Raw genomic sequence first — 21,786 nt, 5'->3', positions numbered from 1 at the left:
TCCCATCGCCTCAAAGTGTGGAGACACACCCCAAAATAATCCGCCGCTTCTCTCGGTTTTACATACCTAGCCATACCAAGCAGCCATACTGAACACACTGTACATTATTTTCAGTATAGTCCAGCGTATCATTGACTAGAGTCATGCTCACTGTTAACGCGACTGAGTTGCAAAGGGATCCCCTCCCACATAGGTCGCCCCTATTTTGGCCTGGATCCCTCTTGGGGATGTTCCAGATCACTGCAAAAGTGCTCCGCACCGCTGACGGGATGGGAAGAGCTTGTACGGGAGCGGCTTACCGAAGTTTCCCCTCTCCCAGCCACACCCGGCGACGTCCTCTATCCCACACCAGCAGGGTGTGGATCCCAATCCAAAGTCCTGTCCACAGCCAGTTGTGCAACCAGATTTTGCCCAGGATGGACAGGGTCAAGCCCTCCGTTCCCCCCAAGACCAGGCCGGCTGCCAAAATCAGCCCTTCAAAAGCCAGAAACCCCAAGATGAGCATGGCCGGGATCCAGAGATAGTTCAGCAGCAGTTGCCTTGGCCGAAGCGGCTTGGACTGAGAAAACAGAGGTCGGTAACCGCCAGCAAGAGCAATCCCCACCGTGCCGATCCCCAGCACCAACCCCCAGGCAAACGAATCGGGAGTGCGGGGATAGTTGTGCCAGGTGTAGCCAAAGATTTGGTTGGCCAGCCAAATCATCAAAGCACTAATGATTGCCCTTTGGCGGGTTAAAGTTGTGCCTGCAACAATACCAACAGTTACAAAGGGAAGGGTACATGTATAAGCAATATTGCTGAGACAGCCGACGGTGGTAAACAAGCTGGGCCAGAACCAGCCTTGGGCCAAATCTTGAGCAGCTTGTATCCAAAGTGGGGCTGAGATCAAGCGGCAAGATCTGGGGATAGGTTGAGCACTCGATTGCAGGCCAATCATGCTTTAATCTCCTGGAAAAAGGTGGTCTTTCAGAGGACAGCTATTAAGCAAATGCTCAAAAACAATTTGTCGAGCTACTTGGGGAGTAACCCGCTTGTACCAGGTGCAATCTCCGGAGTAAAAAACCACCGGCCCCTGTTGGCAAACTTCCAAGCAGCCTGAGGTGATAACCTGTACGTCCAGGTTGGCTTCTCGAAGGGCGGATTCCAGAGCTTCTACAACCGGTTGGTAGTTGCGGGAAGGATAACAACGGCTGGAACGACAAACAGCAAGGTAGGGACGTTTAAGAGGGTTATCCTCATAGGGGATCCGCTCTTTCCCCTGCACATAGATGGCGCGGATGCGCTCGTAAAGAGAAAGCTTTTGGTAATCTGCTTTGCCTTCCGGCAGGTAGTCTTCCTCTGGCCCCAAAAAGGGGCTGGGCAGAAAAATCTGCAGCAAAGGCTCTTCTGCTCCATTCCAGAATTGGATCCCCCACATGCGGGGCTGACCTTGGGGATTGAGGCGCCGGTAGAGGGCAGCACGGCTAACCAATCTTTTGCGGCGCAGCTCGGGTGGGGTCTTGCGATGGGGGCCGCCTTGGTGCTCCTCCAGGCACAAATGCAGGTGCCAAGTTTCGGTGGCAACGGTTAGATAGCCATCGTAGAGCACGCACAAAGCTGGAGGTTTCTTGAAAGCCAGCTCCAGCACCCCGCCTTCCGCCACATGGCCCACCTGGATCTCGGCCCAGTGCTCTTGAAACAGCTCGTAGAGCAACGGCCCCAAGCAGTCAATATGGGCAGGGATCCCTTCATAAAGGGTTGTCCAACCCGTTAAAGAAACTTCCTGCCAAGCTTGATGGAGGGGGGTTATCCAGGGGGTAAAAGTGGCCATGAGAAAGCTCCTCAGTGCAGTGGTGGAATACGAGTAATCACCTCTTTTTTCAGAGGGCGCTCGGCCCAGGGTAGGATCCCATCTGGCTTGGTGAGGTAGAGCTCTGCTGTCTGCAGAATGAGACCCACATCTTTTGGATCGAGATCTCCAAAAACATAGGTCATCTTTTGAGGTGCTGCCAACGCAACAACGCAAGCATGGCTGCAGGCGCTCATACAGGCAACCGGCTTCAGGGTCAGTTGAGGATTGAGGGTTTGAGATTGCAGGGCAGACAGCAGCATTTCTCCCTTGCTAATCCCTTCTTTTTGGCCGTTAACCCACCGAGATCCGCAAGTGACACAAACCCAAAGACAATGGCTGCTGGGTTGCTGGGCAGCGCTGCCAGCTTGAACTGGCAACTGGGAAGTTGATCGAGACATGGTGCTCCTTGATATAGTCATAGGTTTCTGTCCAAGCAAAGGGTGTGAGAAGAGGCAAAGACGATCTCAATGTCTTGGCCAAGGATTCAGCAGTGAGTTAGACAGCTAAAAGTCAGCCTCAAGTCGCTCTAAAATTGGCCCCTTAAATTAAGCCGAACGGTGCGACCCACTCCTGGGTAGCCGGGGAAAACCTCATATTGCTCATCCAGCAGGTTATCGACTCCCACCTCGAGAGCGAGATTTTCTGCAACCGGGATCCCTCCCCGCAGAGCCAGGTTGGTGTAGCCGGGCAGAGATTGGGTATTGGCGTTGTTGGTAAAGAAAGTGCCAATGTGATGCAGGAAAACTGAGGCATACCGATCCTCTGCATCGCGGTAGCTCAGGCCCAGGTTGAAGCTGTCTGCTCCCACGAAGGCTAGCTGTTTGCCAACCGCTTTGGGATCCAGCGCCGAGCGGATGATGGGATCGTTCAGGGTGTAGTTGGCAAAAAGAGTCCAGTTTTCCCCCAATCGCAAATCCAGGGCTGCTTCTATGCCTGTGTATTCCACGAGCTCAATGTTTTCGTAGGTTCCCCTGCTCGGGCCGGTGCTGACAAAGGTGATGCCATCGCGGATGCGGTTATGGGCAAAGGTCAAGCGCAGCAGGCCAAAATCTCCCAGAGCCTGATCCAGGCCAATGTCAAAACTCTCTCCCCGCTCCGGGCGCAAATTGGGGTTGCCGTCGACTTCAAAAAAGCCCCGCAAACGAAAGAATAAGTTTGAGATCAAGGGGGTGCGAAAGCTGCCGGCATAATTGGCCCTCAGGGTGGTGCCTTCTGCCAAAACCCAGCGGATCCCTGCGGCAGGAGAGGTGGCCGAACCGTTGACCAGATTGCTCGAATCTTGGCGAACACCTAAGTTGAGATAAAAGTTGGGCTGTGGCCTGTAATCCAGGCGGGCAAAGAGGGCCCCTTGGTTCACGGTATTGTCATAGTTGACGTTGGTGGATCCCCTGGCAAAGGAGAAGGTGGTGTTGCGAGCTGAAATGGATCGGTAGTCTGCTCCTAGAGTAAGCTCCAGGTTTTCAGCAGCCTTCCAGGTGTATTGCAGTTGGGATCCCCACCCCGTTCGCGAGATCTCATCCCGGGATCCCTGGCTTTGTGGGGCGCTGAAGCGATAGTTGAGGTCGTCAAAAAATACCCTAGCTTGCAGGGATCCCCTCTCTTGATCCCACAGCCAACTGAGATCTAACAGCAGGTCGTTGGTGTTTTGCACTGCATCGGGGGAGGGAAACTCGGTGCTGCCGGGCACCTGAAACGCTTTATTGAGATAAAGGGCATTTCCGGTTAGGACCTGGCCTTCTGCCAGTTGCCAGGTGAGTTTGGCTTGTAGGTTGTGGTACTCCACCGCCGAGTTTTCCCGCCTGCCGGCTTTGCCCAAACGCCTAATTTCAAAAGGAAAGTCGTTGTTGCTCTGCAGACGGCGATAGCTGACCACCCAGCCCAGATCCTGCACCTGGCCGCGGTTCTGGATCCCTTGCTCGTTGAGGCCGTAGCTGCCGATAGCCGCTTCCAGCACGGTCTCGGATCCCGGCTTTGGCTCCAGGGTTACGATGTTCATGACCCCGCCAACCGCGTCCGATCCATACAAAGTGGAGCCCCCACCTGGAGAGATCTCAATACGCTCGACCACATCTGTAGTGATCTGAGACAGATCGAACCCGCCAAAAAAGCCCAGGTCGTTAATGGGGCGGCCATCCAAGAGCACCAACACCTGGGCCGTTCGTCCTCCCCGCATAAACTGGGAGCTAAGGGCTCCCAACTGGGTTCCTGCCGTGCCGTCGCTGAGGATCCCGGGCAGGTAGCGCAGGGCCTCCTGAACCGTTCTTGCCCCTTGCTCTCGAATTTGCTGGCGGGTAATGACGTAAACCGGGCGGGAAGAATCCCGCAGCAAACCAGGACGGCGAAAAGGTGTGGTGACGGGTTGATTTAAAATCTCGGCGCTAACACCGGTTTCCAACACCTCTTGAGCTGAAGGTGAAGAGGCCGCCGGCTGCGCCCACGCTGGGATCCCCAAAACAAGACCCCCCAGCGCCAGGCTGAGACCTAGAATGGGATTCATTTTCTTTCTTGAAGCTCCTGATTCCGTGCGACGCGGAAGAAAGACGAGCCAGAACCGCAGGCGGGCATCCTGACTGAGGGCATGGGTCTAGCCCAAGCCCATCACAGTTGCGGCACAGCGCCGGATTTGCACCGGACTTTCCCCTTTACATGCCCTGGCTGATCCCCAGGACAACCTGTCGGTACAGCTTTCTCTGCGATTGCTCCGAAAAAGCCGTGCTAGGCATCATACATCCCCTGCTCTGGAGTTCCTATCCTGCCAGGGGGGATGTCATCTCCAGGGGTGAACGGGATCCCAACGGCAATCCCAGGGCTTCGGATGGGCCACATCCCATTTAGGCCAGATTTCTTCACTGCTTTGTAAGCAGTTGAAGGATAGCCCGCTGCTACTCCAGATCGCGAGGCCCAGGGATCCCTTGACTTTTGAAGAATTTGAAGGATAGGGAGGATAGAGATACGCTGAGATCTTGCAAAATCCACAGCCTTTGGGAGAGTAAGAGGGGAGCAGTGGCTTGGCTGCTGTCCACGGGATTCATTGGACTAGTACCCAACCGGGTAGAAAAGAGGAGCTTTTTCGATTTCAGGCGGGGCTGTCGTCTGGTGGGCTGGATCCGGTTTAACTTGGCTGGGAGAGGCAATCGGCACCTCGATCATCCGATCCGGTACCAGCGGCACCATTTCGGAGCGGTCGGCAATTTCCCGCAGAGAATTGGCAATGGATTCTTGAGTCAGCAGAAACTGTCGTTCGTTGCGCTGCATCTGCTGCCACACCTGGTAACGCTGGCTCCACCGGCTTTGGGTATGCACAGTCCAACTGTAAAGGCTTAACACTGAAACCCCAGAGAGGATAGCCATCCCTGTGGAGATCTGCTTCCACCAAGCTAGGTGTTCTGCCCAAGCCGAATGTTGGCTGCGAGGATGGGCTGATTTCAACTTCAAATCCAAAGGCTGGGTGCGGCTGGCTTGAACTGTACCGGAGAGGGGTCGGCTCAGAGCAGAAGGCTGTCTGTGGCGACGAGGGCTTTTGGGACGATCAAGACCTGCGTTCAAAGGCTGGCTAACCATAGGGCTTAACCTCACACACACCAAGGGATCCGACGGTGCAGGACTGCCGGTTCCGCTTCACCCTAGTTCCCCGCATCCCCCAATAGCAACCCCCTTCTCCCGATTCCCGGCCTCAGCAGGACAGCTGTCCGCTTCACGGTAGCCGATCTCTTGAGAGCGGGAGAACCAACCTAAACCTACATCTGACTGCTGCGGGCAGCCACTCGCAGTTTGGCAGAGCGGGCCCGTGGATTGCGTTGCCGTTCCAGTTCGGAAGGGGACAAGGGCCTGGGGGTGAGCACCTGCCAACGGGGATCCCTGCGAAAGGCCCATTTCACCAGGCGATCTTCAAGGCTATGGAAGCTGATCACGGCCAACCTGCCGCCGGGTTTCAACCAAGTGGGAGCTTGGGCCAGCAAGGTTTCTAAAGCCTCCAGTTCTCGGTTCACGGCAATGCGCAACGCCTGAAAGACCCGAGTGGCCGGGTGAATGCGGCCTCGCCGAGCTGCCGGAGGTACCGCCTGCCAAACCACCTGGGCCAACTGGGTAGTTGTGGCGAGGGGACGAGCCTGCTCGATGTGATGGGCAATGCGGCGGGCAAATCGCTCTTCGCCGTAACGGGTGAAAATCTCGATCAACTCTTCGACCGGGCGATGATTAACCCAATCGGCGGCAGTCTCCTGAGCTGTACTGGGATCCATGCGCATATCCAGCGGCCCCTCTCCGCGAAAGCTAAATCCCCGCTCAGGGCAGTCCAGTTGCGGCGAACTCACCCCCAAGTCGGCCACGATGCCATCGAAGGGAATCCCCTGCCCCTGCTCATCCCGAAAGCCATGCTGCTGCAGATCGAAATCGGCAAAATTGAGGTGCCACAGTTGGATGCGACTACTGGGGATCCCTTCTGCTGCAAAACGCGCTTGCGCCGCCTGCAGAGCCGCCGGATCCCGATCCAACCCCACCACTCGGGCAGCTCCCCCCCGCAGCAGCGCCAAGCTGTGCCCACCCCCTCCCAACGTCACATCCAGAAAAGTGCCGCCCCCCTGGGGTTGCAGGTAGGCCATCACCTCCTCGGTCAAAACAGAGTCGTGTTGATACACCTTGCCAAGCACGGTCTGCGGGGGTTCTATTTCTGCTGCTACAAAGTTCAGTATCTGCAAAAAAAAAAGGCCGAGGCCAGGCCCCGACCGAGGAATCCATGTTGTTAAGGTGATCCTCTGGGAAAAGAGGGGTTGCCGTCAAAAGACAGGCTGTCTTGGGATCCCTGGTAAGATCTCTGGGGCATGAGTCCGGGCCTGAGTAAGATGAGACTGCTGCCGCTTTTGCCCAGTCTGCCATCAGAGTTGCTGTGTTGACTCACTCTTCTTCTACCGATATCCTCACTCTCTCGCCGGCCAAGGGCCTGCGCGGCCAAGTGAGCATCCCCGGCGACAAGTCCATTTCCCACCGCGCCCTGATGCTGGGATCCCTGGCCGAAGGAGAAACCACCATCCAAGGGCTGTTGCTGGGAGAGGATCCCCGCAGGACGGCAGCCTGTTTTCGGGCGCTGGGGGCAGATATTTCGGAGCTTAACAGCGAGTGTGTTCGCATTCGGGGAGTTGGCCTGGGCCAGCTGCAAGAACCGGCAGACGTGTTGGATGCAGGTAACTCCGGCACCACCTTGCGCCTGATGCTGGGGATCCTGGCTGGCCAGGCCGGGCGCTTTTTTGCCGTCACCGGCGATCGCTCCCTGCGCTCGCGGCCCATGGGGCGGGTGGTAGAACCGCTGCGGCAGATGGGGGCCAGCATTTGGGGACGGGCCGGTGGGACGTTGGCACCTTTGGCCGTACAAGGGGGATCCCTCAAGGGCATTCACTACCGCTCCCCGGTGGCTTCGGCGCAGGTGAAATCCTGCCTCTTGCTGGCGGGCCTGCTGGCAGAAGGCACCACCCAAGTCACCGAGCCGGCTCTCTCTCGGGACCACTCGGAACGGATGTTGCGGGCCTTCGGAGCCGACATTCACGTGGATCCAGAGGCGAAAACCGTGGCCGTGGTGGGGGGATCCCGCCTGGTGGGCCAGAGAGTTCAGGTGCCGGGAGATATCAGCTCGGCAGCCTTTTGGCTGGTGGCCGCCTCCATTGTGCCCGAGAGCGAATTGCTGCTCCGGGATGTGGGCCTCAACCCCACCCGTACCGGTGCACTACGGGTGTTGCAGGAGATGGGGGCTGACATCCAAATTGAGAACCTCCGGGAAATGGCCGGCGAGCCCCTGGGAGATCTGCGGGTGCGTTCGGCCCGCTTGCGCGGCTGCACCATCGCCGGCGATCTCATCCCCACCCTGATCGACGAGATCCCGGTTTTGGCGGTGGCGGCGGCCTTTGCCGAGGGGATCACGGTGATTCGCGATGCCGCAGAGCTGCGGGTGAAAGAAAGCGACCGTCTGGCTGCCATAGCCCAAGAGCTGAGCCGCATGGGAGCCCAGGTCACTGAATATCCTGATGGCCTGGAAATCAAGGGAGGGATCCCTCTTCACGGGGCCGAGGTCGACAGCCACGAGGATCACCGCATCGCCATGAGCCTGATGGTGGCAGCTCTAGGAGCGCAGGGATCCACCCTCCTCAGGGGAGCCGACTGTGCCCGCATCTCCTACCCCGACTTCATTCCCACCCTGCAACGATTGACTGCTTCCCCCCTGGAGTCTTGAGAGGGCCCATCTTTAACTTTGCCGCCTCTGCTCCTATGTCGACCTGCCCCAGCCCGCCCGGCCCTATCGCCATCGAACATCTCTGCTTCCGGGTTCCTCCCGGTGGGCAAGCAGCCTTTCTTGAGCAAGACGAGCGGGTTTGGGGATCCGCCCTGCGCCGGCATCCGGGTTTTCTGGGCAAAGAAGTTTGGCTGGATCAGCAGGATCCTGAACTTGTCCACCTCATCCTCCGCTGGGCCAGCCGCGCTGATTGGAAAGCCTTTTCCCCCGAGCAAGTGGAGGCATTGGATCGGCAAATGCGGCCTTTTTATGTGCGCTTGGAACAGGCCAAAGAATACCAGCTCTGGCAGCCCGGCCCTTCTGCAGGGACAGGAAAGCAGGATTAAGGGATCCCTTCAGTCTCAAAACCTACCTCAGAGCCCACCGAGTCAGCCCTGGGGGATCCTGCCACCCGCTCCTGCTCCACCAGCTCCCGCAAACTGGGCATGGTCACGGCCAAAGCTCCTTCTCGCCGCTGCAGCCCCGCTTCAAAACTCTCAGGGGTGACAATGCCGCCGGAAATGAGCATCTTAAAAGCATCTTCCACCGGCATGAACACTTCCACCACCTGGTCTTCCGGCACAATGGCGTACCAGCCCGTCGTTGGATTGGGGGTGGTGGGCACAAACAGGCCAAGGGAGCGCTGCGGCCCATCGGGCCGAATGGGAGTTTGAATGGTGCCCGTCACAAAGGCCAGCGCCCAAGCTCCTGGTCGGGGATATTCCACCAGCACCACCCGCCGAAAGCGCTGATTGTTGGGGGCAAACAAAACACTGACCAATTGCTTCAAGGTCTTGTACACCAGCCCCGCCACCGGAATCGCATGGAGCAACTGTTCGCTGAGATTGAGCAGCCACTGGCCGACAATGTTGCGGGCCATGAAGCCAATCAACAGGATGAGCACAATCGGCGTCAACAGGCCCACCGCCAGATCGATGAGGTTGATCAAGATCGGGTGCAAACCCTGGATGGGATTGAACTGCTTCGGAATGCTGGTCAGAAAGCCAATGCTCCAGGTGGCCACCTCCACCGTCAGCCAAATGGTAGTTGCCAGAGGGATCACCACCAGCAACCCCGCCACGAAGTAGTTCTTAAGATGCTGTTTCCATTGTGAAACCATGGTGAGGTCGTTCCGTCAAGTCAACCGAGTGGATGCACCGAACCTTTGCAAGTGGAGCTTGCAGATGGCAATCATGATACCTGCCTTCTGCATTGCCCTCATGGGGGGCAGCCGCAACTTGCTCGAAAAAGAAACCGGGCTGCCAAAAAGCGCAGAGCCCCAAACTTTCACGAGGCCGATAATGCTATCTTAGGTCGATATAAAATTTTGTAAAGGCAGGGATCCCGTCCCGAGGCGTTGTGGCCAAGCCCCTGGATGGTTTGTGTTTCTGCTGGGTGTTGCGTGGGAGGCCCTATGTCAGAGTCAGATTGGCTAGAGCATACCTGTCAGGTGGAGGTGCCTGTTCCCATTGAGCAGGTATGGGATTTGTGGGCCAACCTCACCCTCATGCCCCGCTGGATGAAGTGGATCCGCTCGGTGGAATTGCTGGATCAGGAGCTGTCCCGGTGGACACTGGATACCCGCGGCCTCACCTTCAGTTGGATCTCCCGCACCCACACGGTGGTGAAACACCAACACATCGGCTGGAGTTCGGTGGAGGGGCTGCCCAATCGGGGCGCGCTGCGCTTTTACGACCGCAAAGGCAGTACCATTGTGAAGCTGTCGGTGGCCTACAAGCTCCCGGGGATCCTCGGCAAAATCTTGGATGGCCTGTTTGTGGGCAAAGTGGTGGAGAGCACCATCCAGGCGGACCTGGAGCGCTTCAAGGCCTATGCCCTGGAGCATGCGGGGCCAACCGCCGAAGGTGCCTCGGCCAGCTAGCCTCAGTTTGTCAGGCCTAAGCGTTTTGTTGAACTTCCCCTTGCCAACCCTCACTGCTGCAAAGGTTTTCTTCATGCCCGATCCCTCTCCTGAGCCTGTCATTGCCCTCTCTCGTCAGCCGGTGGACAACCGCAACATTCGCTTCTCTCTGGAGCGGGGCGAGCTGGATCTGGATCAACTTCTCCTGCTGTTGAACCGCAACGCCTTTTGGGCGCAGAATCGCCGGCGGCAGGAGATGGAGCGGGCCGTTGCCCACAGCCATCCGGTGGTCAGCGCCTGGGATGGGGAGCGCCTGATTGGCTTTGGCCGCGCCACTTCCGATGGGGTTTACCGAGCCGTCCTCTGGGATATCGTGGTTGATCACGATTACCGACGTCAGGGCATTGGGCGCAAGTTGGTGGAAACCCTGATCAGCCATCCCCACCTGCAGTCGGTGGAGCGCATCTACCTGTTCACAACCCATCAGCGTGGCTTTTACGAGCGAATCGGCTTTGTGGAAAATCCCAGCACCACCTTGGTTTTACACGGGCGCCCTCTGGAGTTTTTAGTCCCGGCTGCCGAGCAGGAGCAGGCTTGACCGACAGGGATCCTGGGTGAGTGTATCTTGAACAACAGTGGGTTGGCTCTGCCTTGGGAGGAGGACGCGCTAGCCTGAAAAGCAAAAAGGGTGAGAGGGTGTACTCATGGCCAATCGCCTCGCCACAAGTTCCAGCCTTTACTTGCGCAAGCACGCCGAGAACCCGGTGGACTGGTGGCCTTGGATCCCAGAAGCTCTGGAGAAAGCGCGGGCCGAGGATAGGCCGATTTTCCTATCCATCGGCTATTCCAGTTGCCACTGGTGTACGGTCATGGAGGGCGAGGCTTTTTCCAACCCTGAAATTGCCGCCTTTTTGAATGCCCATTTTTTGCCCATCAAGGTGGATCGCGAGGAGCGGCCCGATCTCGACAGCATCTACATGCAGGCGTTGCAGCTCATGAGCGGGCAGGGGGGGTGGCCCCTCAATGTTTTCCTCACGCCCGATGACCTGGTGCCCTTTTACGCCGGCACCTATTTTCCCGTAGAGCCCCGCTTTGGCCGCCCGGGGTTTCTGGCCTTGCTGCAGCGCATCCTGCAGTTTTACCGGCAGGAAAAGGAAAAAATAGAGGAGATGAAAGGCCAGATTTTGACGGCTCTGACCACCCTCAGCGACTTAGTGCCGGAAGACCACATTCCCGCCGACCTGCTGCGCTCTGGGATCCCCAAGATCCAGCCTTTGCTCTCCAATGCCGGGGCGGTGCAGCAATTTCCCATGATGCCCTACGCTCAGTTGGTATTGCGTTCGGCCCGCTTCGACCCACCAGAAGGGATCCCCGGCTCGCAGAGCGCTCTGGAACGGGCCAAAGAGCGAGGCATGGCCTTGGTGCTGGGAGGGATCTTCGACCATGTGGCCGGAGGATTTCACCGCTACACCGTGGATCCCACCTGGACGGTGCCCCACTTTGAAAAGATGCTCTACGACAACGGGCAGATCCTAGAGTTTCTCTCCGATCTGTGGGCGCACGGTATCCAAGATCCGGCCATCGAGCGGGCGGTGCGGCTGACGGTGGAGTGGGTGGCGCGAGAGATGACCGCCCCTGCCGGGTATTTCTACGCCGCTCAAGATGCCGACAGCTTTGCCCGGGCAGAGGATCGAGAGCCAGAGGAGGGAGAGTTCTACGTCTGGCGCTGGCAGGAGCTGCAGGAGCTCTTGGGGGAAGAAACCTTCCGCGCCTTGCAGCAGGCGTTTGACCTATCGCCGGGGGGCAACTTCCCCGATCGGCCCGGCTGCATCGTCTTGCAGCGCCAACAGGGAGGAGCGTTGCCGCCAGAAGTTGAAGCCGCCTTGACCACCCATCTGTTTCAGGCACGCTATGGCTCTGCGGAGCGACGAGTTCCCTTCCCTCCGGCAGTGGATGCCCAGTCGGCCCGTCTGCAATCCTGGCCAGGGCGAATCCCACCTGTCACCGACACCAAGATGATCGTCTCTTGGAACGCCTTGATGATCTCCGGCCTGGCGCGGGCCTATCAAGTGTTCGGCAACGCAGACTATCTGCAATTCGCTCTGCGGGCAGCCCAATTCATCCTCAGCCAGCAGCGCCACCCTGAGACCGGATCCCTGTTGCGCCTGAACTACGATGGCACAGCTCAGGTGCCCGCCAAATCGGAAGATTACGCCCTGCTGATCAAGGCCCTGTTGGACTTGCAGCAAGCCTGCCTGCCCCTGGTGGGGGATCCCACCCCTCAAGACTGGTTGCAGGCTGCCCTCCAGCTCCAGCAGGAGATGGATGCGCAACTGTGGGATCCGGCCAGGGGGGGATACTTTGTCAGCGATGCCCAGAGTGCCCCTGAGCTGTTGGTGCGAGAGAAGGAGTTCCAGGACAACGCTACCCCTGCAGCCAATGGGGTGGCCATTGCCAACCTGGTGCGCCTGGCCGCCCTCACTGGAGATCTGGACTACCTGGAGCGGGCAGAGCAGGCCTTGAAAACCTTTGCCCACATCATGAGCACCCAGCCGCGCACCTGCCCCAGCCTTTTTGCCGGACTGGATTGGTATAGCAATTGGGTGAAAGTCACCCTGGAGGCCGATTCCATTCCCGCCTTTCAGCAACGATCTTGGCCCACCACCGTCTTTGCTCTCCCCACCGAAGCCGAACCTCTGCCGGAAGGAGCTCTAGGGCTGGTGTGCTGGGGCAACAAATGCCTGGCCCCTGCCAGTTCTCTCGAGCAAATCCAGTCGCAAATCGGCAAAGGCCAAAATCGAGCTTACTGACCTTTGCCCAACTTTTGCTCAGGGCAGCAGGGATCCCTTTGCCAAGGTTACTGCTGGGGCTCCGCAGGCTTTTCCACCCCAAAAAACTCAATGCGGTAACTTTGGATGCGGGTGCCCGTTTGTTGCTCCACTTGGGCCAGCAGTTCAGGCGGCAGCTCCACGTCCACATCCAAGATGCGGTTGCTATCCAGACAGTTCACGTGGCTGTGGGGATGGGTGCGGTTGCCGTAGCGGCGCCCATCGGCACGATCCAAGCACTCGACAATGTTGTGGCTGGCCAAAGCTTCCAGGTTTTGATAAACGGACGTGTGGCCAATCGGTTTGCCCTGCTGATTTAGGCGATCGTAAATCTCGCGGGCGGAGAGGTGCTCGCCACACTGCCACAGCAGCTCCAGGATGTAACGGCGCTGTCGGCTCAAACGCAGATTGCACTCCCGGCACCGTTCCAAAGCAGCTTCCAAAGAATCCAAGGGGCGAGGCATGGAAAACCTCAAGTCATACCGAGTCTGAGATAGGTAGTTGCTCATCTCTACCAAGGTAGCATTTGTGCGTCAACAGTTGTTCAAAAAACACCCCGAACTCTACAAGAGCTGCCGCGCATAGCCATCTTCGAGCCGAGTCCAGGCCGTGCGCAGATGGAAGAGCCCAACATCAGCCTTTTGATTTTCTACAATACCGCTGGAGTGTTGGGGGCAAAGATCATGCAGCGGCGCAAGGTAATTCTGGGTTTGTTGGGGTTGGCCAGCAGCAGTGGATTGGCAGGAGCCTATTGGGCCAGTCGGCAGCAGCCCTCTCATCTAGCCCCAGGGATGGGATCCCCTAGAGCCGCTCTCCCCTCTCCTACCCCCCAGCCCACCCCCACCGTCGTCCCCCATCCAGATGCCCCCCATGGCCTCTACATCCCCCCCCGCCGAGATCTGCGCCTCTTGGTCATCAGTGACATGAACGGCATCTACGGCTCGGTGGAATACGACCCAGAGGTGGATCGGGGCATCGGCCTCATCCCCTATCTTCAGCCGGATATTGTTTTGGGAGGAGGAGATATGGTGGCCGGTCAGGATCCCCGCCTGTCGGAGGAGCGCATTCGCGCCATGTGGGCAGCCTTCGACCGGCATGTGGCTGGCCCAATCCGTGCGGCCAAACTTCCCTACGGCTTTACCTTGGGCAATCACGATGCTTCCTGTGCCCGCACCACGCGGGGCGGCTTTCTCTTTCAAAAAGAACGGGATCTGGCCCGCGAGTTTTGGAACGATCCGGCCCACGACCCAGGTTTGAACTTTGTGGATCGGGGGGACTTTCCCTTCTACTACACCTTTGAAAAAGACGATGTGTTTTACCTAGTCTGGGATGCCACCTGCAATTACATCCCGCCCGAACAAATGGCCTGGGCGGAAGCGGCTCTGGCCAGCGAACGGGCTCAGAAGGCCAAGTTGCGCATTGTCATCGGCCATCTGCCCCTCTACGCCATCACTGTCGGGCGCGACGATCCGGGAGAAGTGCTGCTGGAGGCGGATGCCAAACGGGCTCTGCTGGAGAAGTACCGCGTCCACACCTACATCAGCGGCCACGACCACGGCTACTACCCTGGCCACAAAGGGCAACTGCAACTGCTTCACTGCGGCATTCTCGGCTCTGGCCCTCGTCCCCTCTTGGGCAGCCCTCTGCCCCCCCGCAAGACCCTCACCCTTATCGACGTGGATTTCGAGAGCCCAGATGTTACCTATTACACTACCTATCACATGCGGGATCTGAGCGTGATCGACCAAGCAGAGCTGCCCCGTTTCATCACTGGGCACAATGGCTTGGTGCTGCGCCGCGACGTCAATTGGGACAACCTCACCCCCCAAGAAATCGCCACCTGCCAAGCTCGTATTGGATCCCTGTGTCGGGATTAACGTCTCCGTCTTGGCAAAAGATTGATGAGCCGTTTGTAGATGCTCTCGCGAGGGTTCTGCACACTTCGCGAGCAGCCCAGGCTTTTCAACAGATGATTCAAAGCAGCTTTTTCCAGCAACACCAGCCATAGCCGGTGCAACTGTGTCTCTCGCATAACGGATCCCAGTGATTGATTTCAGCGAAACTGTGGAGAGCTTGTGAAGAAAGTGGTAACTGTACCACCGGCCTATACCTCACAGACTTGCCACAAATGCTTGCCCATTCATCCCGACTCTGGTAAGTCGTACCGGGATGGGAAGGGATTTAAGTGCGGGCATTGTGGTTGGGAAGGGGATGCTGATTTTAACGGTGCAAATGTGATTGCGCTTTTGGGGGCTGCTGTAAACCAGCCTAGAGGTCAAGCCTACGGCTCGCTTCGCGAACGTGGTTGGCTTGCCAACTACAGGGCTACCGTTCGCGCCAGCGGGCCGGAGGCCTTAAGCCTGCCCTGTACTGCGAAGCAGTCAGGGTCGGGTAGTTTACATGACCTATTTCCGAGAGCTGGACAAATCTTGGTACCTGACTCAAGCGGGCTTGGCGGAGTACCTCGATACCCTCAGCGAACTCACGGAACGCTTGGAAGGTTTGCAGTCTTTTGCGAATCTCTGTGAACAGGCCAATCAGAAAGATCCGTATCAACTGATCCCTTCTGAACCGGAAGGTCTGTATTTGCTTGCCTTCGAGTGAGATGCTGCCAAACTGGTTGATTGTCGCGCCTTTCCCCTGCCATCGAATCCATCAGCAGCCGCAGCGCAAAACTCCTGCTACCCTGGTTGGATGATGGTTTCGTTCCTGGTTGAGGTAGAGGGGAATTTGACAGATGAGCAGGTGCGGGAGGGATTCCACGCCCTCTCTGACCCGATTCGTCTGCGCGTGCTGCAACTGCTGCAGGGGCGTGAGTTGTGTGTTTGTGATCTCTGCGAGGAGCTGAAGGTGAGCCAATCCAAGCTCTCGTTTCACCTAAAAACCCTGCGGGATGCGAAATTGGTCAATGCTCGCCAGCAGGGGCGCTGGATTTACTACAGCCTCAACCCACCCGGTTTTCAGCTCCTGCAGCATTTTTTGGATAGATTGGGGCAAGCTGGCCCTGTCAAGGCCGCAGTTCCCTGTGTGGAAGACCTCTAAGGCGAGCAGGGATCCCAAAATGTCCCTAGAAAAACTGTCGGATCCCGCCCTTGTACATTCCGAAGACGGGCTTGCTGCAACACAAGAAATTACAGATGTGAATGGTGTTCCCTGCTGGCAACCCCAGGGATCCCGGCGGGTCAACTCGGAGAAAATGAGGATCCCATCTCCTAAAATCCATCAAAGTTCCCTGACACCGGCTCCCCTGTTGCTTAGTTAGGATTGATACAAGAGAGGTGGGAACAACATGATACGTGAACAGCGAGAAGAGTTGGAACGCATCCACCGAGCACACCTGTGGAATCGTCTCAAAGAGCGGGTGAAACGCGCCCAGTTAAATCCATCTCTGCTGGCTTTGCTGGCACGAGAGGCTTTTGAGTTGGGCTTTCCCCTTCCCTCTTTATCCGACCAACCCAAAGCCGATTCCCCTGCCGAGCAGCCAAAAGATGGAAGTAATCATCGCCGCACAAGGCCTCCGGCCCGCTGGCGCGAACGGTGAGCCCACCCTCTCGTCTGGCCGAGAAAACGGGCAGCCACGATCATCGCAGAACTTCTCTCCAGGGACTCTCAGAACAGCTAGTCTAGGCAATGATTTTGAATAAATCAGAGCCCATGATGAACACCGCCGAAGCCCTTCAGATTCTCAACCTTCCGCCGGACGCAACCGAGCGGCAGATCCGGGGGCGACTGTTTCAGGAATACCAAACCCTCAGTACTGCCCTCGCAGAACTGGAGGACGAGCGACAAAGACCCTTGCTAGAGGCGCAACTGGCGCGGCTGAATGAGGCGCGGGATGTATTGCTTAGCGGGGGATCCCAGGCTGAGAAGGGTTTGTCTTGGGTCAGCCCAGGAGACTTGCCCCCCCAGGTGATCGTGCTGCTTTACCAAGCCAATGGGCAGGAGGGAATCTGCACGCGCCAGGTTGGGGGTCAAGATATCGTCATTGCTTTCGAGAGCTCGTTTGCGGCAAGAAAATATGCGCAGCGGTTGGCTCAACAGGGACTGCCCAAGCCCGTGGCAGAACGCTTTGACACGCAGGAGATCGTCGATTTTTGCCGCAGCGGAGGGTATGGGTTGATGGTGGTTCCGGCCAGCGAAACGCTGGAGCCCCTACAAGAAAGCACGGAAGCTGCCCGTGATTGGCAGGGCAGGTCTTGATGCCGTTTGGCCTCGATCCACTTGCGTTAAGGGTGCCCTCGATGATTAGTGTGGAACCGATCTCCGCGGACGAGTTTCGCCAGCTCATGGCCGCCGATCTGGACGCTTGCTGCGAGGCCTTTGATTTGCGGGCGGAGTACCTGCGTTTGCAGCAACAGCGGCTACGCTCCTGGGGCATGCTGGCCTTTGGTTTGATAGCAATAGCCTTGGTCATCTTCTTGGGGATGCGGGATCCCGGCTCTTGGGTGTCCTATGCCGCAGCTACCGGGATCCTACTGCTGCTCCTGTTGGGGATCCTGAGAGTCAGCCTGCGCTTGGGAAAAAGCCTGCATCGCATCCGGCAGCGTTGGCAGGAAGCCCATCTGCTCAACAGCACCCCCGAGGTGATGAAGTTTGCCACCGATCTGGCCCGCAAAGTAAAAGACTACAACCACTGGGTCAACGAGCTCCAACAATCCCTGCAGGGGGGGCAGCATTGGCGGGATTTTCGGCAACTCAGTGAGGCTGAGCAAAAGTACATCCAGTCGCTGTTTTTGCAGGTGCGGGCCCAACTGGTGATGGCCCTACAGGTGTGCCGAGCTTTAGTCGAGGATCCACAAGCCTCTGTGGCTCAGTATCTCAACCAAATGGTTGCCCGGGATCAGCAACTGCTGGAGCAGTTTACCGCCAAAAACCTGACCGCCAACCGCTACGTGACCTTGGCTCGCCAGCTATCTGTGCTGGAGGAAGATTTGCAAGCCCAGCTCAGAGCCTTGGGATCCCGATGATACCCTGTTGGAGGTGTCCAGCAGCGTATTCATGGGCAGTAGAGGCACTCGAAAATTGTACGGCCTGTTGCTTGCCGGCGGACTGGGCTTGCTGGGATGCGGGGATCCGAATGTACCTCTGACCCAACCGCCCCCCGATGCTTTTCGGGTTAGCACCCCACGGCCACCGCGCCTAGATCTGTACCCCACCCCACCACCCACGCCAACTCCTACGCCGACACCACCCCCCAGCTTGCTGGAGCTCACAGCCCGTTGGTTGGGGATCCCTTGGCCGCCCCAAGAGACCAGCCTGGTGAGATTGAGCGCCCGTTTCCTGGAGATCCCCCTACCTCCCAAGCCGCGCCGCTCCGCCAGCCCCTCACCTCAGCCTTCCCCCAGTTCGGAAAGAGAAGAGAGAAAGCAGCAAGGCCGCGAAACCTAGTCCGCACCCCTGGCCTCTGGAGATCTAGGCGCCCGCAGTCACCGGCTCCGTTTCTCGAACGCGCAGCTTTTCACAGGGGATGGTGTCTGCCAGAATGGAGCTGGCCATCATACCCGTGTGAATCTCTAGCTTGGCTCCAGGCACCGCTTCAAAGAGCAGCCGCTGGCCTGGAAAGACCACCCGCTCAAAGTACCAGTTTTCGATATTCGTGATGCGAACCACCTGAATGGAGCTGGTCGCATTGATGTAGCTACAGGTTATTCGCTCTGCTCGTTTTTTATCGGGGATTGCATCGAGTGTTTGCATAATTCAGATTACCAGCCCACGTTGCTCAGCCTACCATCTACCCTAACACCGTCTGGGGATCACTGCGGTAGTCTGCGATACGGCGATCCCAACTGGCAGAAATCAATCCTGGAAAAAATAACTTCTGTATTTTACCTTACTGTTTCGATTTCCAAGAGGGTTCTGCAATTCGAGGAAGATTTGAATTAGGATTTTTCCCCAATATGGGACAATTTCTCATAGAAAATCTCCGCAGAGTAGTAGTCAAGACTACACTTTTAAGCTGCCTTGGAGTTTGGGGATCAGGGCTCTTGGATCCTCGATCCCGTCGTCGGCTGCGGCGAGGATTGGCCGGGATCCCAGTTCAGGCCCTCCACCCGCAGCTCCAGAGCCCCCGACTGGCGCACCGGATTGTACTGCAGGCTGAAGCCATAGGTGCGGCGGTCATAGCCCAGGCGATAGACGACATCCACCTGCTGGCCTGACTGCAAATCTACCGTCGTCTCTGCCCCCACCCGCAGCGGGCCGTACAGTTGTTGCAAAAAGCCCAGGACGAGCTGTTCCCGCGTGGTGATGCGGTCGAACAAAAATGGCGAGGCTCCGGCCAAAAAACCGTTGGAGTAGGTCACCCTCAGGTTGGTGTAGTCGAAGGTATCGGCCACAAAAGCCCCAATCACCGCATCAATGCCAATACTGCCGGCAGTATAGCTCTGGGCTCGGCCATTGGAGTAAAAAGACTGGCTGCTGCTCACACCGGTGCTGAGCCAGATCCCTTGCTCGATGGGCAGAGCGGAAAAGCGGGGTGGGGGATCCGCCGCCGTCTTGGGAGGGCTCCAGAGGGGAAAGGAGCGATTCAAGGTTGCCCCCAGTTGCAGGCGGGAGAGCTGAATGCGGTCGGTGGTGTTGGCTAAGGCCAACTCCGGATCCGTGTCGATTTCATCCGGCTGCCCCAAGGCATCGATGTAGTCGGCGGCTATGCGGTAGCTGAGATCCAAGCCGGTATTCCCTAGGCGCAGGGTGGGGGAGCGGTAGCTGGCACCGAGGCGGTTTTCCACAATTTGAAACCCCAGGCGACCGCTGAAGAAGCGTTCCCGATAGGCGTAGGTGTAGGCGACTTCTCCGCCATCGCCGGTGGTGATGCGGTGTTCGACCTGAGCTCGCAAGCGCTGAGCAAACTCCTGGAAGACGATCCCCCGCAGCTCGGCAAACAGCGAGGTTTGAGCGTTGGCTTCCGGTTGCCGCCAACGCAAATCGGCCCGCAGCCCGATCCCATCCAAAAGGCCCTGCTCACTGCCCCAAAGACGTTGTGGATACAGTTGCGGGGAGAGCACCAAGCTCACGTTGGGATCCCGCAGCAGCTCGATGTTGGACTGGAGGATCAAGCCGCGCCGCAATTCTTCCCTGTCGAAATCATCGTAGAAGATGCTGACCGGAGGCTGACGGTTCAACGAGTCGAAGCGCAACCGAATGGGCAGAGGCAGAAACAAGACCTGGTCGAAGGCCAGTTGGCCGGCCTCGGCAATCAAAAGGCTGGAGCCATCGGCTTGCAGGGTGGAGGTCACCCGTGGGCTGCGAATCTCCAACTCCGGCGGATCCAGCGGGTCGTTGGTCAGCCGCACCTGTTCTCCTTCCCAGGTGGTGGCATCGAAGCGGATGCGAACGGCACGAAAGCGCACCAGCCGCTGCGGAGAGAGGGCGGCTGCCGGGGATCCACTGGCCTGCAACTGGCCAATATCCACCTGCCCGAAGGCCTCTTCCAAAAATCCCCGCTCTTGCTCAAAGTCGTATTCTAGGCGGGATCCCTGAATGCGCTGCCGATCCAGTTGAATAGAAACATTGCCCTCGGCCACAGCCCGCCGCTGTCGCAGCTCAATGCGCAGGCGATCCGCCCGCAACACAGAGCGGCCCAGCCGCATCTCCACATTGCCTTCTGCTTGGAAGACTTCCGCCCGTTGATCGAAGGTTTGCCGGTCAGAACGCAGCCGTAACGTTCGGTCGGCAACGGCGCTGAGGTCAGTCGTATCCATGGGCTGAGCGCCCCCCTTCTTCTGGGACTCCACCTGAGCCGCAGTAGGGCCGGCAACTGCCAACCCCAGCACCCCCAAGCAGAGCCAGAGCAACCGCAACCCTCTCATAATCACCCGGCGCAAAACTTCAACACAGATCCCCTACGGCTTCCCCAGCCCGCTAGCTTGTGGCCAACTGGGAAAGGTTGAGGACTCGGTTGAGCTTGCCGCTGCGGTAGCCCTCCAAATCGAGACTGACATAGAGATAGCCGAAGGATTTCAGGGCCTTGACCAGCGCTTCCAGATTGGTTTTCTGCACAAACTCCACGATCTGATCCGGAGGAAGTTCGATGCGGGCGGTGTCCTTCTCCGAGCGCACCCTGACCTGCCGCCAACCCAAGCTGCGCAAGTAGCGCTCCGCCGCTCCCACCCGACGCAGCTTCTCAGGGGTGATTGCCTCCCCGTAGGGAAAGCGAGAGCTGAGGCAGGGTTGGGCCGGTTTATCCCACCAAGACAGCCCCAGGTGGCGAGACAATTGCCGCACCTCCAGCTTGCTCATCCCCACCTCCGCCAAAGGGGAACGCACGCCGCGCTCCCGAGCTGCCTGTGTCCCCGGTCGGTAATCGGCCAGATCGTCGGCATTGAGGCCATCCACCACATGGTCATATCCCTGGGCTTGGGCCAACAGGCGCAAGGTATCGTGCAAGTGGCTTTTGCAGAAGTAACACCGGTTAACGGGGTTGGCGGCGTAGCTCGGATCCTCCAGCTCGTGGGTTTCGACGATCTGATGGCGGATCCCGATTTGCCGAGCCTGCTGAATTGCCTCCTCCAAATCTTCCGGCAGCAGCGAAGGAGAAGCAGCGGTGACGGCCAGGGCCCGCTCCCCCAACTGATCCCAGGCCAACTTGGCCACCAGGCTGCTATCAACCCCCCCAGAGTAGGCCACCAAGACCTGCTCCATCTCGGCGAAGATCTGGACAAGCTGCTGGAACTTGCGCTGCAGGACGGGATCCCACTCCAGCAGGGGGTTGGCCGCTATTCCTCCCTCTCCGGGGGGGAGAGGGTCGAGACGAGAAGCGGTTGGGTCTTGGGTTGTGTTCATGAAGCCAGGAGATGCCAAACGTTTGGAGAACCAAGCAAGGGCACCGTCTCGCCACCGCCGGCAGGAGAAAAGCCGGTTGCTATCAGGGGCAGGGATCCCCCCTCTTTCTATTCTTTCCCAGAGATCCCCGACTTTCCAACGCTTCTCCCCAGCATGGGATGCGGGATCCCTCAAGGAAAAGTAGACAATTGGGCAATCTATCCGTAGTCCGCTCACCTGCTGTCGC

23 protein-coding genes, 2 pseudogenes and 1 riboswitch are annotated in these 21,786 nt (G+C 58.1%); of the genes and pseudogenes, 13 read left to right on the top strand and 12 right to left on the bottom strand.

Annotated elements, in window-relative coordinates; all coding sequences use genetic code 11:
• The 7 genes and pseudogenes from ACVWXZ_RS06985 to rsmH form a co-directional block, all read right to left on the bottom strand.
• A pseudogene (locus ACVWXZ_RS06985) lies at positions 1-74 on the bottom strand (IS607 family transposase); the annotation flags it as partial.
• A 221-nt stretch (positions 75-295) separates the two neighbouring features.
• Complete coding sequence (locus ACVWXZ_RS06980) at positions 296-703, bottom strand: hypothetical protein (RefSeq protein ID WP_457402660.1); 408 nt, start codon at positions 701-703, stop codon at positions 296-298.
• Between the two features lie 237 nt (positions 704-940).
• Positions 941-1,810, bottom strand: coding sequence for a (2Fe-2S) ferredoxin domain-containing protein (locus tag ACVWXZ_RS06975; protein ID WP_457402662.1), 870 nt, complete (start codon positions 1,808-1,810; stop codon positions 941-943).
• An 11-nt stretch (positions 1,811-1,821) separates the two neighbouring features.
• A complete protein-coding gene (locus tag ACVWXZ_RS06970; RefSeq protein WP_457482326.1) occupies positions 1,822-2,229 on the bottom strand; it encodes a DUF1636 domain-containing protein in 408 nt (135 codons plus the stop codon).
• Positions 2,230-2,357: 128 nt separating this feature from the next.
• Positions 2,358-4,328, bottom strand: coding sequence for a TonB-dependent receptor plug domain-containing protein (locus ACVWXZ_RS06965; RefSeq protein WP_457402664.1), 1,971 nt, complete (start codon positions 4,326-4,328; stop codon positions 2,358-2,360).
• 42 nt (positions 4,329-4,370) lie between these two features.
• A riboswitch (cobalamin riboswitch) is annotated at positions 4,371-4,523 on the bottom strand.
• A gap of 344 nt (positions 4,524-4,867) precedes the next feature.
• Positions 4,868-5,392, bottom strand: a complete 525-nt coding sequence (locus ACVWXZ_RS06960; protein ID WP_457384511.1) for a hypothetical protein — start codon at positions 5,390-5,392, stop codon at positions 4,868-4,870.
• A 176-nt stretch (positions 5,393-5,568) separates the two neighbouring features.
• Positions 5,569-6,480 carry a 16S rRNA (cytosine(1402)-N(4))-methyltransferase RsmH gene (gene rsmH / locus ACVWXZ_RS06955; protein ID WP_457402665.1) on the bottom strand — a complete coding sequence of 304 codons (912 nt, stop codon included), beginning with the start codon at positions 6,478-6,480 and terminating at the stop codon, positions 5,569-5,571.
• A 236-nt stretch (positions 6,481-6,716) separates the two neighbouring features.
• On the opposite strand from rsmH, the gene aroA reads away from it, so the two are divergent.
• Positions 6,717-8,051 (top strand): 3-phosphoshikimate 1-carboxyvinyltransferase, encoded by a 1,335-nt coding sequence (gene aroA, locus ACVWXZ_RS06950; protein WP_457402666.1) that lies wholly within the window; start codon positions 6,717-6,719, stop codon positions 8,049-8,051.
• Between the two features lie 35 nt (positions 8,052-8,086).
• Positions 8,087-8,437 carry a TIGR03792 family protein gene (locus ACVWXZ_RS06945; RefSeq protein ID WP_414417226.1) on the top strand — a complete coding sequence of 117 codons (351 nt, stop codon included), beginning with the start codon at positions 8,087-8,089 and terminating at the stop codon, positions 8,435-8,437.
• Here ACVWXZ_RS06945 and ACVWXZ_RS06940 read toward each other — a convergent pair.
• Positions 8,434-9,210, bottom strand: a complete 777-nt coding sequence (locus ACVWXZ_RS06940) for a DUF502 domain-containing protein (protein ID WP_238376947.1) — start codon at positions 9,208-9,210, stop codon at positions 8,434-8,436. The genes ACVWXZ_RS06945 and ACVWXZ_RS06940 overlap by 4 nt on opposite strands.
• A gap of 294 nt (positions 9,211-9,504) precedes the next feature.
• Between ACVWXZ_RS06940 and ACVWXZ_RS06935 the strand changes: the two genes are divergently transcribed.
• The 3 genes from ACVWXZ_RS06935 to ACVWXZ_RS06925 all read left to right on the top strand — a co-directional run bounded on the left by ACVWXZ_RS06935 (position 9,505) and on the right by ACVWXZ_RS06925 (position 12,761).
• Positions 9,505-9,972: an SRPBCC family protein gene (locus tag ACVWXZ_RS06935; protein WP_414522411.1), complete on the top strand. Its 468-nt coding sequence runs from the start codon at positions 9,505-9,507 to the stop codon at positions 9,970-9,972.
• A 73-nt stretch (positions 9,973-10,045) separates the two neighbouring features.
• Entirely contained in the window at positions 10,046-10,549 is a 504-nt protein-coding gene (locus ACVWXZ_RS06930) for a GNAT family N-acetyltransferase (RefSeq protein ID WP_457402668.1), read from the top strand.
• A 106-nt stretch (positions 10,550-10,655) separates the two neighbouring features.
• A complete protein-coding gene (locus tag ACVWXZ_RS06925; RefSeq protein WP_457440493.1) occupies positions 10,656-12,761 on the top strand; it encodes a thioredoxin domain-containing protein in 2,106 nt (701 codons plus the stop codon).
• 47 nt (positions 12,762-12,808) lie between these two features.
• Here ACVWXZ_RS06925 and ACVWXZ_RS06920 read toward each other — a convergent pair whose 3' ends face one another.
• Complete coding sequence (locus tag ACVWXZ_RS06920; protein WP_414331897.1) at positions 12,809-13,243, bottom strand: Fur family transcriptional regulator; 435 nt, start codon at positions 13,241-13,243, stop codon at positions 12,809-12,811.
• A 219-nt stretch (positions 13,244-13,462) separates the two neighbouring features.
• Between ACVWXZ_RS06920 and ACVWXZ_RS06915 the strand changes: the two genes are divergently transcribed.
• The 8 genes and pseudogenes from ACVWXZ_RS06915 (at position 13,463) to ACVWXZ_RS06880 (ending at position 18,167) form a co-directional block, all read left to right on the top strand.
• The gene (locus tag ACVWXZ_RS06915) at positions 13,463-14,656 is read left to right on the top strand and encodes a metallophosphoesterase (RefSeq protein WP_041437268.1); all 1,194 of its coding nucleotides are present in this window, start codon (positions 13,463-13,465) and stop codon (positions 14,654-14,656) included.
• 207 nt (positions 14,657-14,863) lie between these two features.
• Positions 14,864-15,174, top strand: a pseudogene (locus ACVWXZ_RS06910) (zinc ribbon domain-containing protein); the annotation flags it as partial.
• 5 nt (positions 15,175-15,179) lie between these two features.
• Positions 15,180-15,383, top strand: coding sequence for a hypothetical protein (locus ACVWXZ_RS06905; protein WP_414408983.1), 204 nt, complete (start codon positions 15,180-15,182; stop codon positions 15,381-15,383).
• Positions 15,384-15,476: 93 nt separating this feature from the next.
• Positions 15,477-15,821 (top strand): ArsR/SmtB family transcription factor, encoded by a 345-nt coding sequence (locus tag ACVWXZ_RS06900; protein ID WP_414330075.1) that lies wholly within the window; start codon positions 15,477-15,479, stop codon positions 15,819-15,821.
• 247 nt (positions 15,822-16,068) lie between these two features.
• The gene (locus tag ACVWXZ_RS06895; RefSeq protein ID WP_457402671.1) at positions 16,069-16,320 is read left to right on the top strand and encodes a hypothetical protein; all 252 of its coding nucleotides are present in this window, start codon (positions 16,069-16,071) and stop codon (positions 16,318-16,320) included.
• 113 nt (positions 16,321-16,433) lie between these two features.
• Entirely contained in the window at positions 16,434-16,979 is a 546-nt protein-coding gene (locus ACVWXZ_RS06890) for a DUF3110 domain-containing protein (RefSeq protein WP_457402673.1), read from the top strand.
• 41 nt (positions 16,980-17,020) lie between these two features.
• On the top strand, positions 17,021-17,746 hold the full coding sequence (locus ACVWXZ_RS06885) for a hypothetical protein (RefSeq protein WP_457482325.1): 726 nt from the start codon (positions 17,021-17,023) through the stop codon (positions 17,744-17,746).
• A gap of 31 nt (positions 17,747-17,777) precedes the next feature.
• Positions 17,778-18,167: a hypothetical protein gene (locus ACVWXZ_RS06880; RefSeq protein ID WP_414357066.1), complete on the top strand. Its 390-nt coding sequence runs from the start codon at positions 17,778-17,780 to the stop codon at positions 18,165-18,167.
• A gap of 24 nt (positions 18,168-18,191) precedes the next feature.
• On the opposite strand, the gene ACVWXZ_RS06875 is transcribed toward ACVWXZ_RS06880, so the two are convergent.
• The 3 genes from ACVWXZ_RS06875 to larE form a co-directional block, all read right to left on the bottom strand.
• Complete coding sequence (locus tag ACVWXZ_RS06875) at positions 18,192-18,476, bottom strand: DUF1830 domain-containing protein (RefSeq protein WP_457402739.1); 285 nt, start codon at positions 18,474-18,476, stop codon at positions 18,192-18,194.
• 278 nt (positions 18,477-18,754) lie between these two features.
• Positions 18,755-20,587, bottom strand: coding sequence for a DUF3769 domain-containing protein (locus ACVWXZ_RS06870; protein WP_457482324.1), 1,833 nt, complete (start codon positions 20,585-20,587; stop codon positions 18,755-18,757).
• Positions 20,588-20,639: 52 nt separating this feature from the next.
• The gene (gene larE / locus ACVWXZ_RS06865; RefSeq protein WP_457482323.1) at positions 20,640-21,560 is read right to left on the bottom strand and encodes an ATP-dependent sacrificial sulfur transferase LarE; all 921 of its coding nucleotides are present in this window, start codon (positions 21,558-21,560) and stop codon (positions 20,640-20,642) included.
• Between the last annotated feature and the right edge of the window lie 226 nt (positions 21,561-21,786).

This window comes from Thermostichus sp. MS-CIW-38, assembly GCF_054058415.1.
This window is presented reverse-complemented; position numbering and strand designations above follow the sequence as displayed.

Excerpts from the sequence above, each read along its gene's own strand:
- ACVWXZ_RS06980 (WP_457402660.1), bottom strand. The coding sequence starts at position 703 with ATGATTTGGCTGGCCAACCAAATCTTTGGCTACACCTGGCACAACTAT.
- ACVWXZ_RS06975 (WP_457402662.1), bottom strand. The coding sequence starts at position 1,810 with ATGGCCACTTTTACCCCCTGGATAACCCCCCTCCATCAAGCTTGGCAG.
- ACVWXZ_RS06970 (WP_457482326.1), bottom strand. The coding sequence starts at position 2,229 with ATGTCTCGATCAACTTCCCAGTTGCCAGTTCAAGCTGGCAGCGCTGCC.
- ACVWXZ_RS06965 (WP_457402664.1), bottom strand. The coding sequence starts at position 4,328 with ATGAATCCCATTCTAGGTCTCAGCCTGGCGCTGGGGGGTCTTGTTTTG.
- ACVWXZ_RS06960 (WP_457384511.1), bottom strand. The coding sequence starts at position 5,392 with ATGGTTAGCCAGCCTTTGAACGCAGGTCTTGATCGTCCCAAAAGCCCT.
- ACVWXZ_RS06945 (WP_414417226.1), top strand. The coding sequence starts at position 8,087 with ATGTCGACCTGCCCCAGCCCGCCCGGCCCTATCGCCATCGAACATCTC.
- ACVWXZ_RS06940 (WP_238376947.1), bottom strand. The coding sequence starts at position 9,210 with ATGGTTTCACAATGGAAACAGCATCTTAAGAACTACTTCGTGGCGGGG.
- ACVWXZ_RS06935 (WP_414522411.1), top strand. The coding sequence starts at position 9,505 with ATGTCAGAGTCAGATTGGCTAGAGCATACCTGTCAGGTGGAGGTGCCT.
- ACVWXZ_RS06930 (WP_457402668.1), top strand. The coding sequence starts at position 10,046 with ATGCCCGATCCCTCTCCTGAGCCTGTCATTGCCCTCTCTCGTCAGCCG.
- ACVWXZ_RS06925 (WP_457440493.1), top strand. The coding sequence starts at position 10,656 with ATGGCCAATCGCCTCGCCACAAGTTCCAGCCTTTACTTGCGCAAGCAC.
- ACVWXZ_RS06920 (WP_414331897.1), bottom strand. The coding sequence starts at position 13,243 with ATGCCTCGCCCCTTGGATTCTTTGGAAGCTGCTTTGGAACGGTGCCGG.
- ACVWXZ_RS06915 (WP_041437268.1), top strand. The coding sequence starts at position 13,463 with ATGCAGCGGCGCAAGGTAATTCTGGGTTTGTTGGGGTTGGCCAGCAGC.
- ACVWXZ_RS06905 (WP_414408983.1), top strand. The coding sequence starts at position 15,180 with ATGACCTATTTCCGAGAGCTGGACAAATCTTGGTACCTGACTCAAGCG.
- ACVWXZ_RS06900 (WP_414330075.1), top strand. The coding sequence starts at position 15,477 with ATGGTTTCGTTCCTGGTTGAGGTAGAGGGGAATTTGACAGATGAGCAG.
- ACVWXZ_RS06895 (WP_457402671.1), top strand. The coding sequence starts at position 16,069 with ATGATACGTGAACAGCGAGAAGAGTTGGAACGCATCCACCGAGCACAC.
- ACVWXZ_RS06890 (WP_457402673.1), top strand. The coding sequence starts at position 16,434 with ATGATGAACACCGCCGAAGCCCTTCAGATTCTCAACCTTCCGCCGGAC.
- ACVWXZ_RS06885 (WP_457482325.1), top strand. The coding sequence starts at position 17,021 with ATGATTAGTGTGGAACCGATCTCCGCGGACGAGTTTCGCCAGCTCATG.
- ACVWXZ_RS06880 (WP_414357066.1), top strand. The coding sequence starts at position 17,778 with ATGGGCAGTAGAGGCACTCGAAAATTGTACGGCCTGTTGCTTGCCGGC.
- ACVWXZ_RS06870 (WP_457482324.1), bottom strand. The coding sequence starts at position 20,587 with ATGAGAGGGTTGCGGTTGCTCTGGCTCTGCTTGGGGGTGCTGGGGTTG.
- larE (WP_457482323.1), bottom strand. The coding sequence starts at position 21,560 with ATGAACACAACCCAAGACCCAACCGCTTCTCGTCTCGACCCTCTCCCC.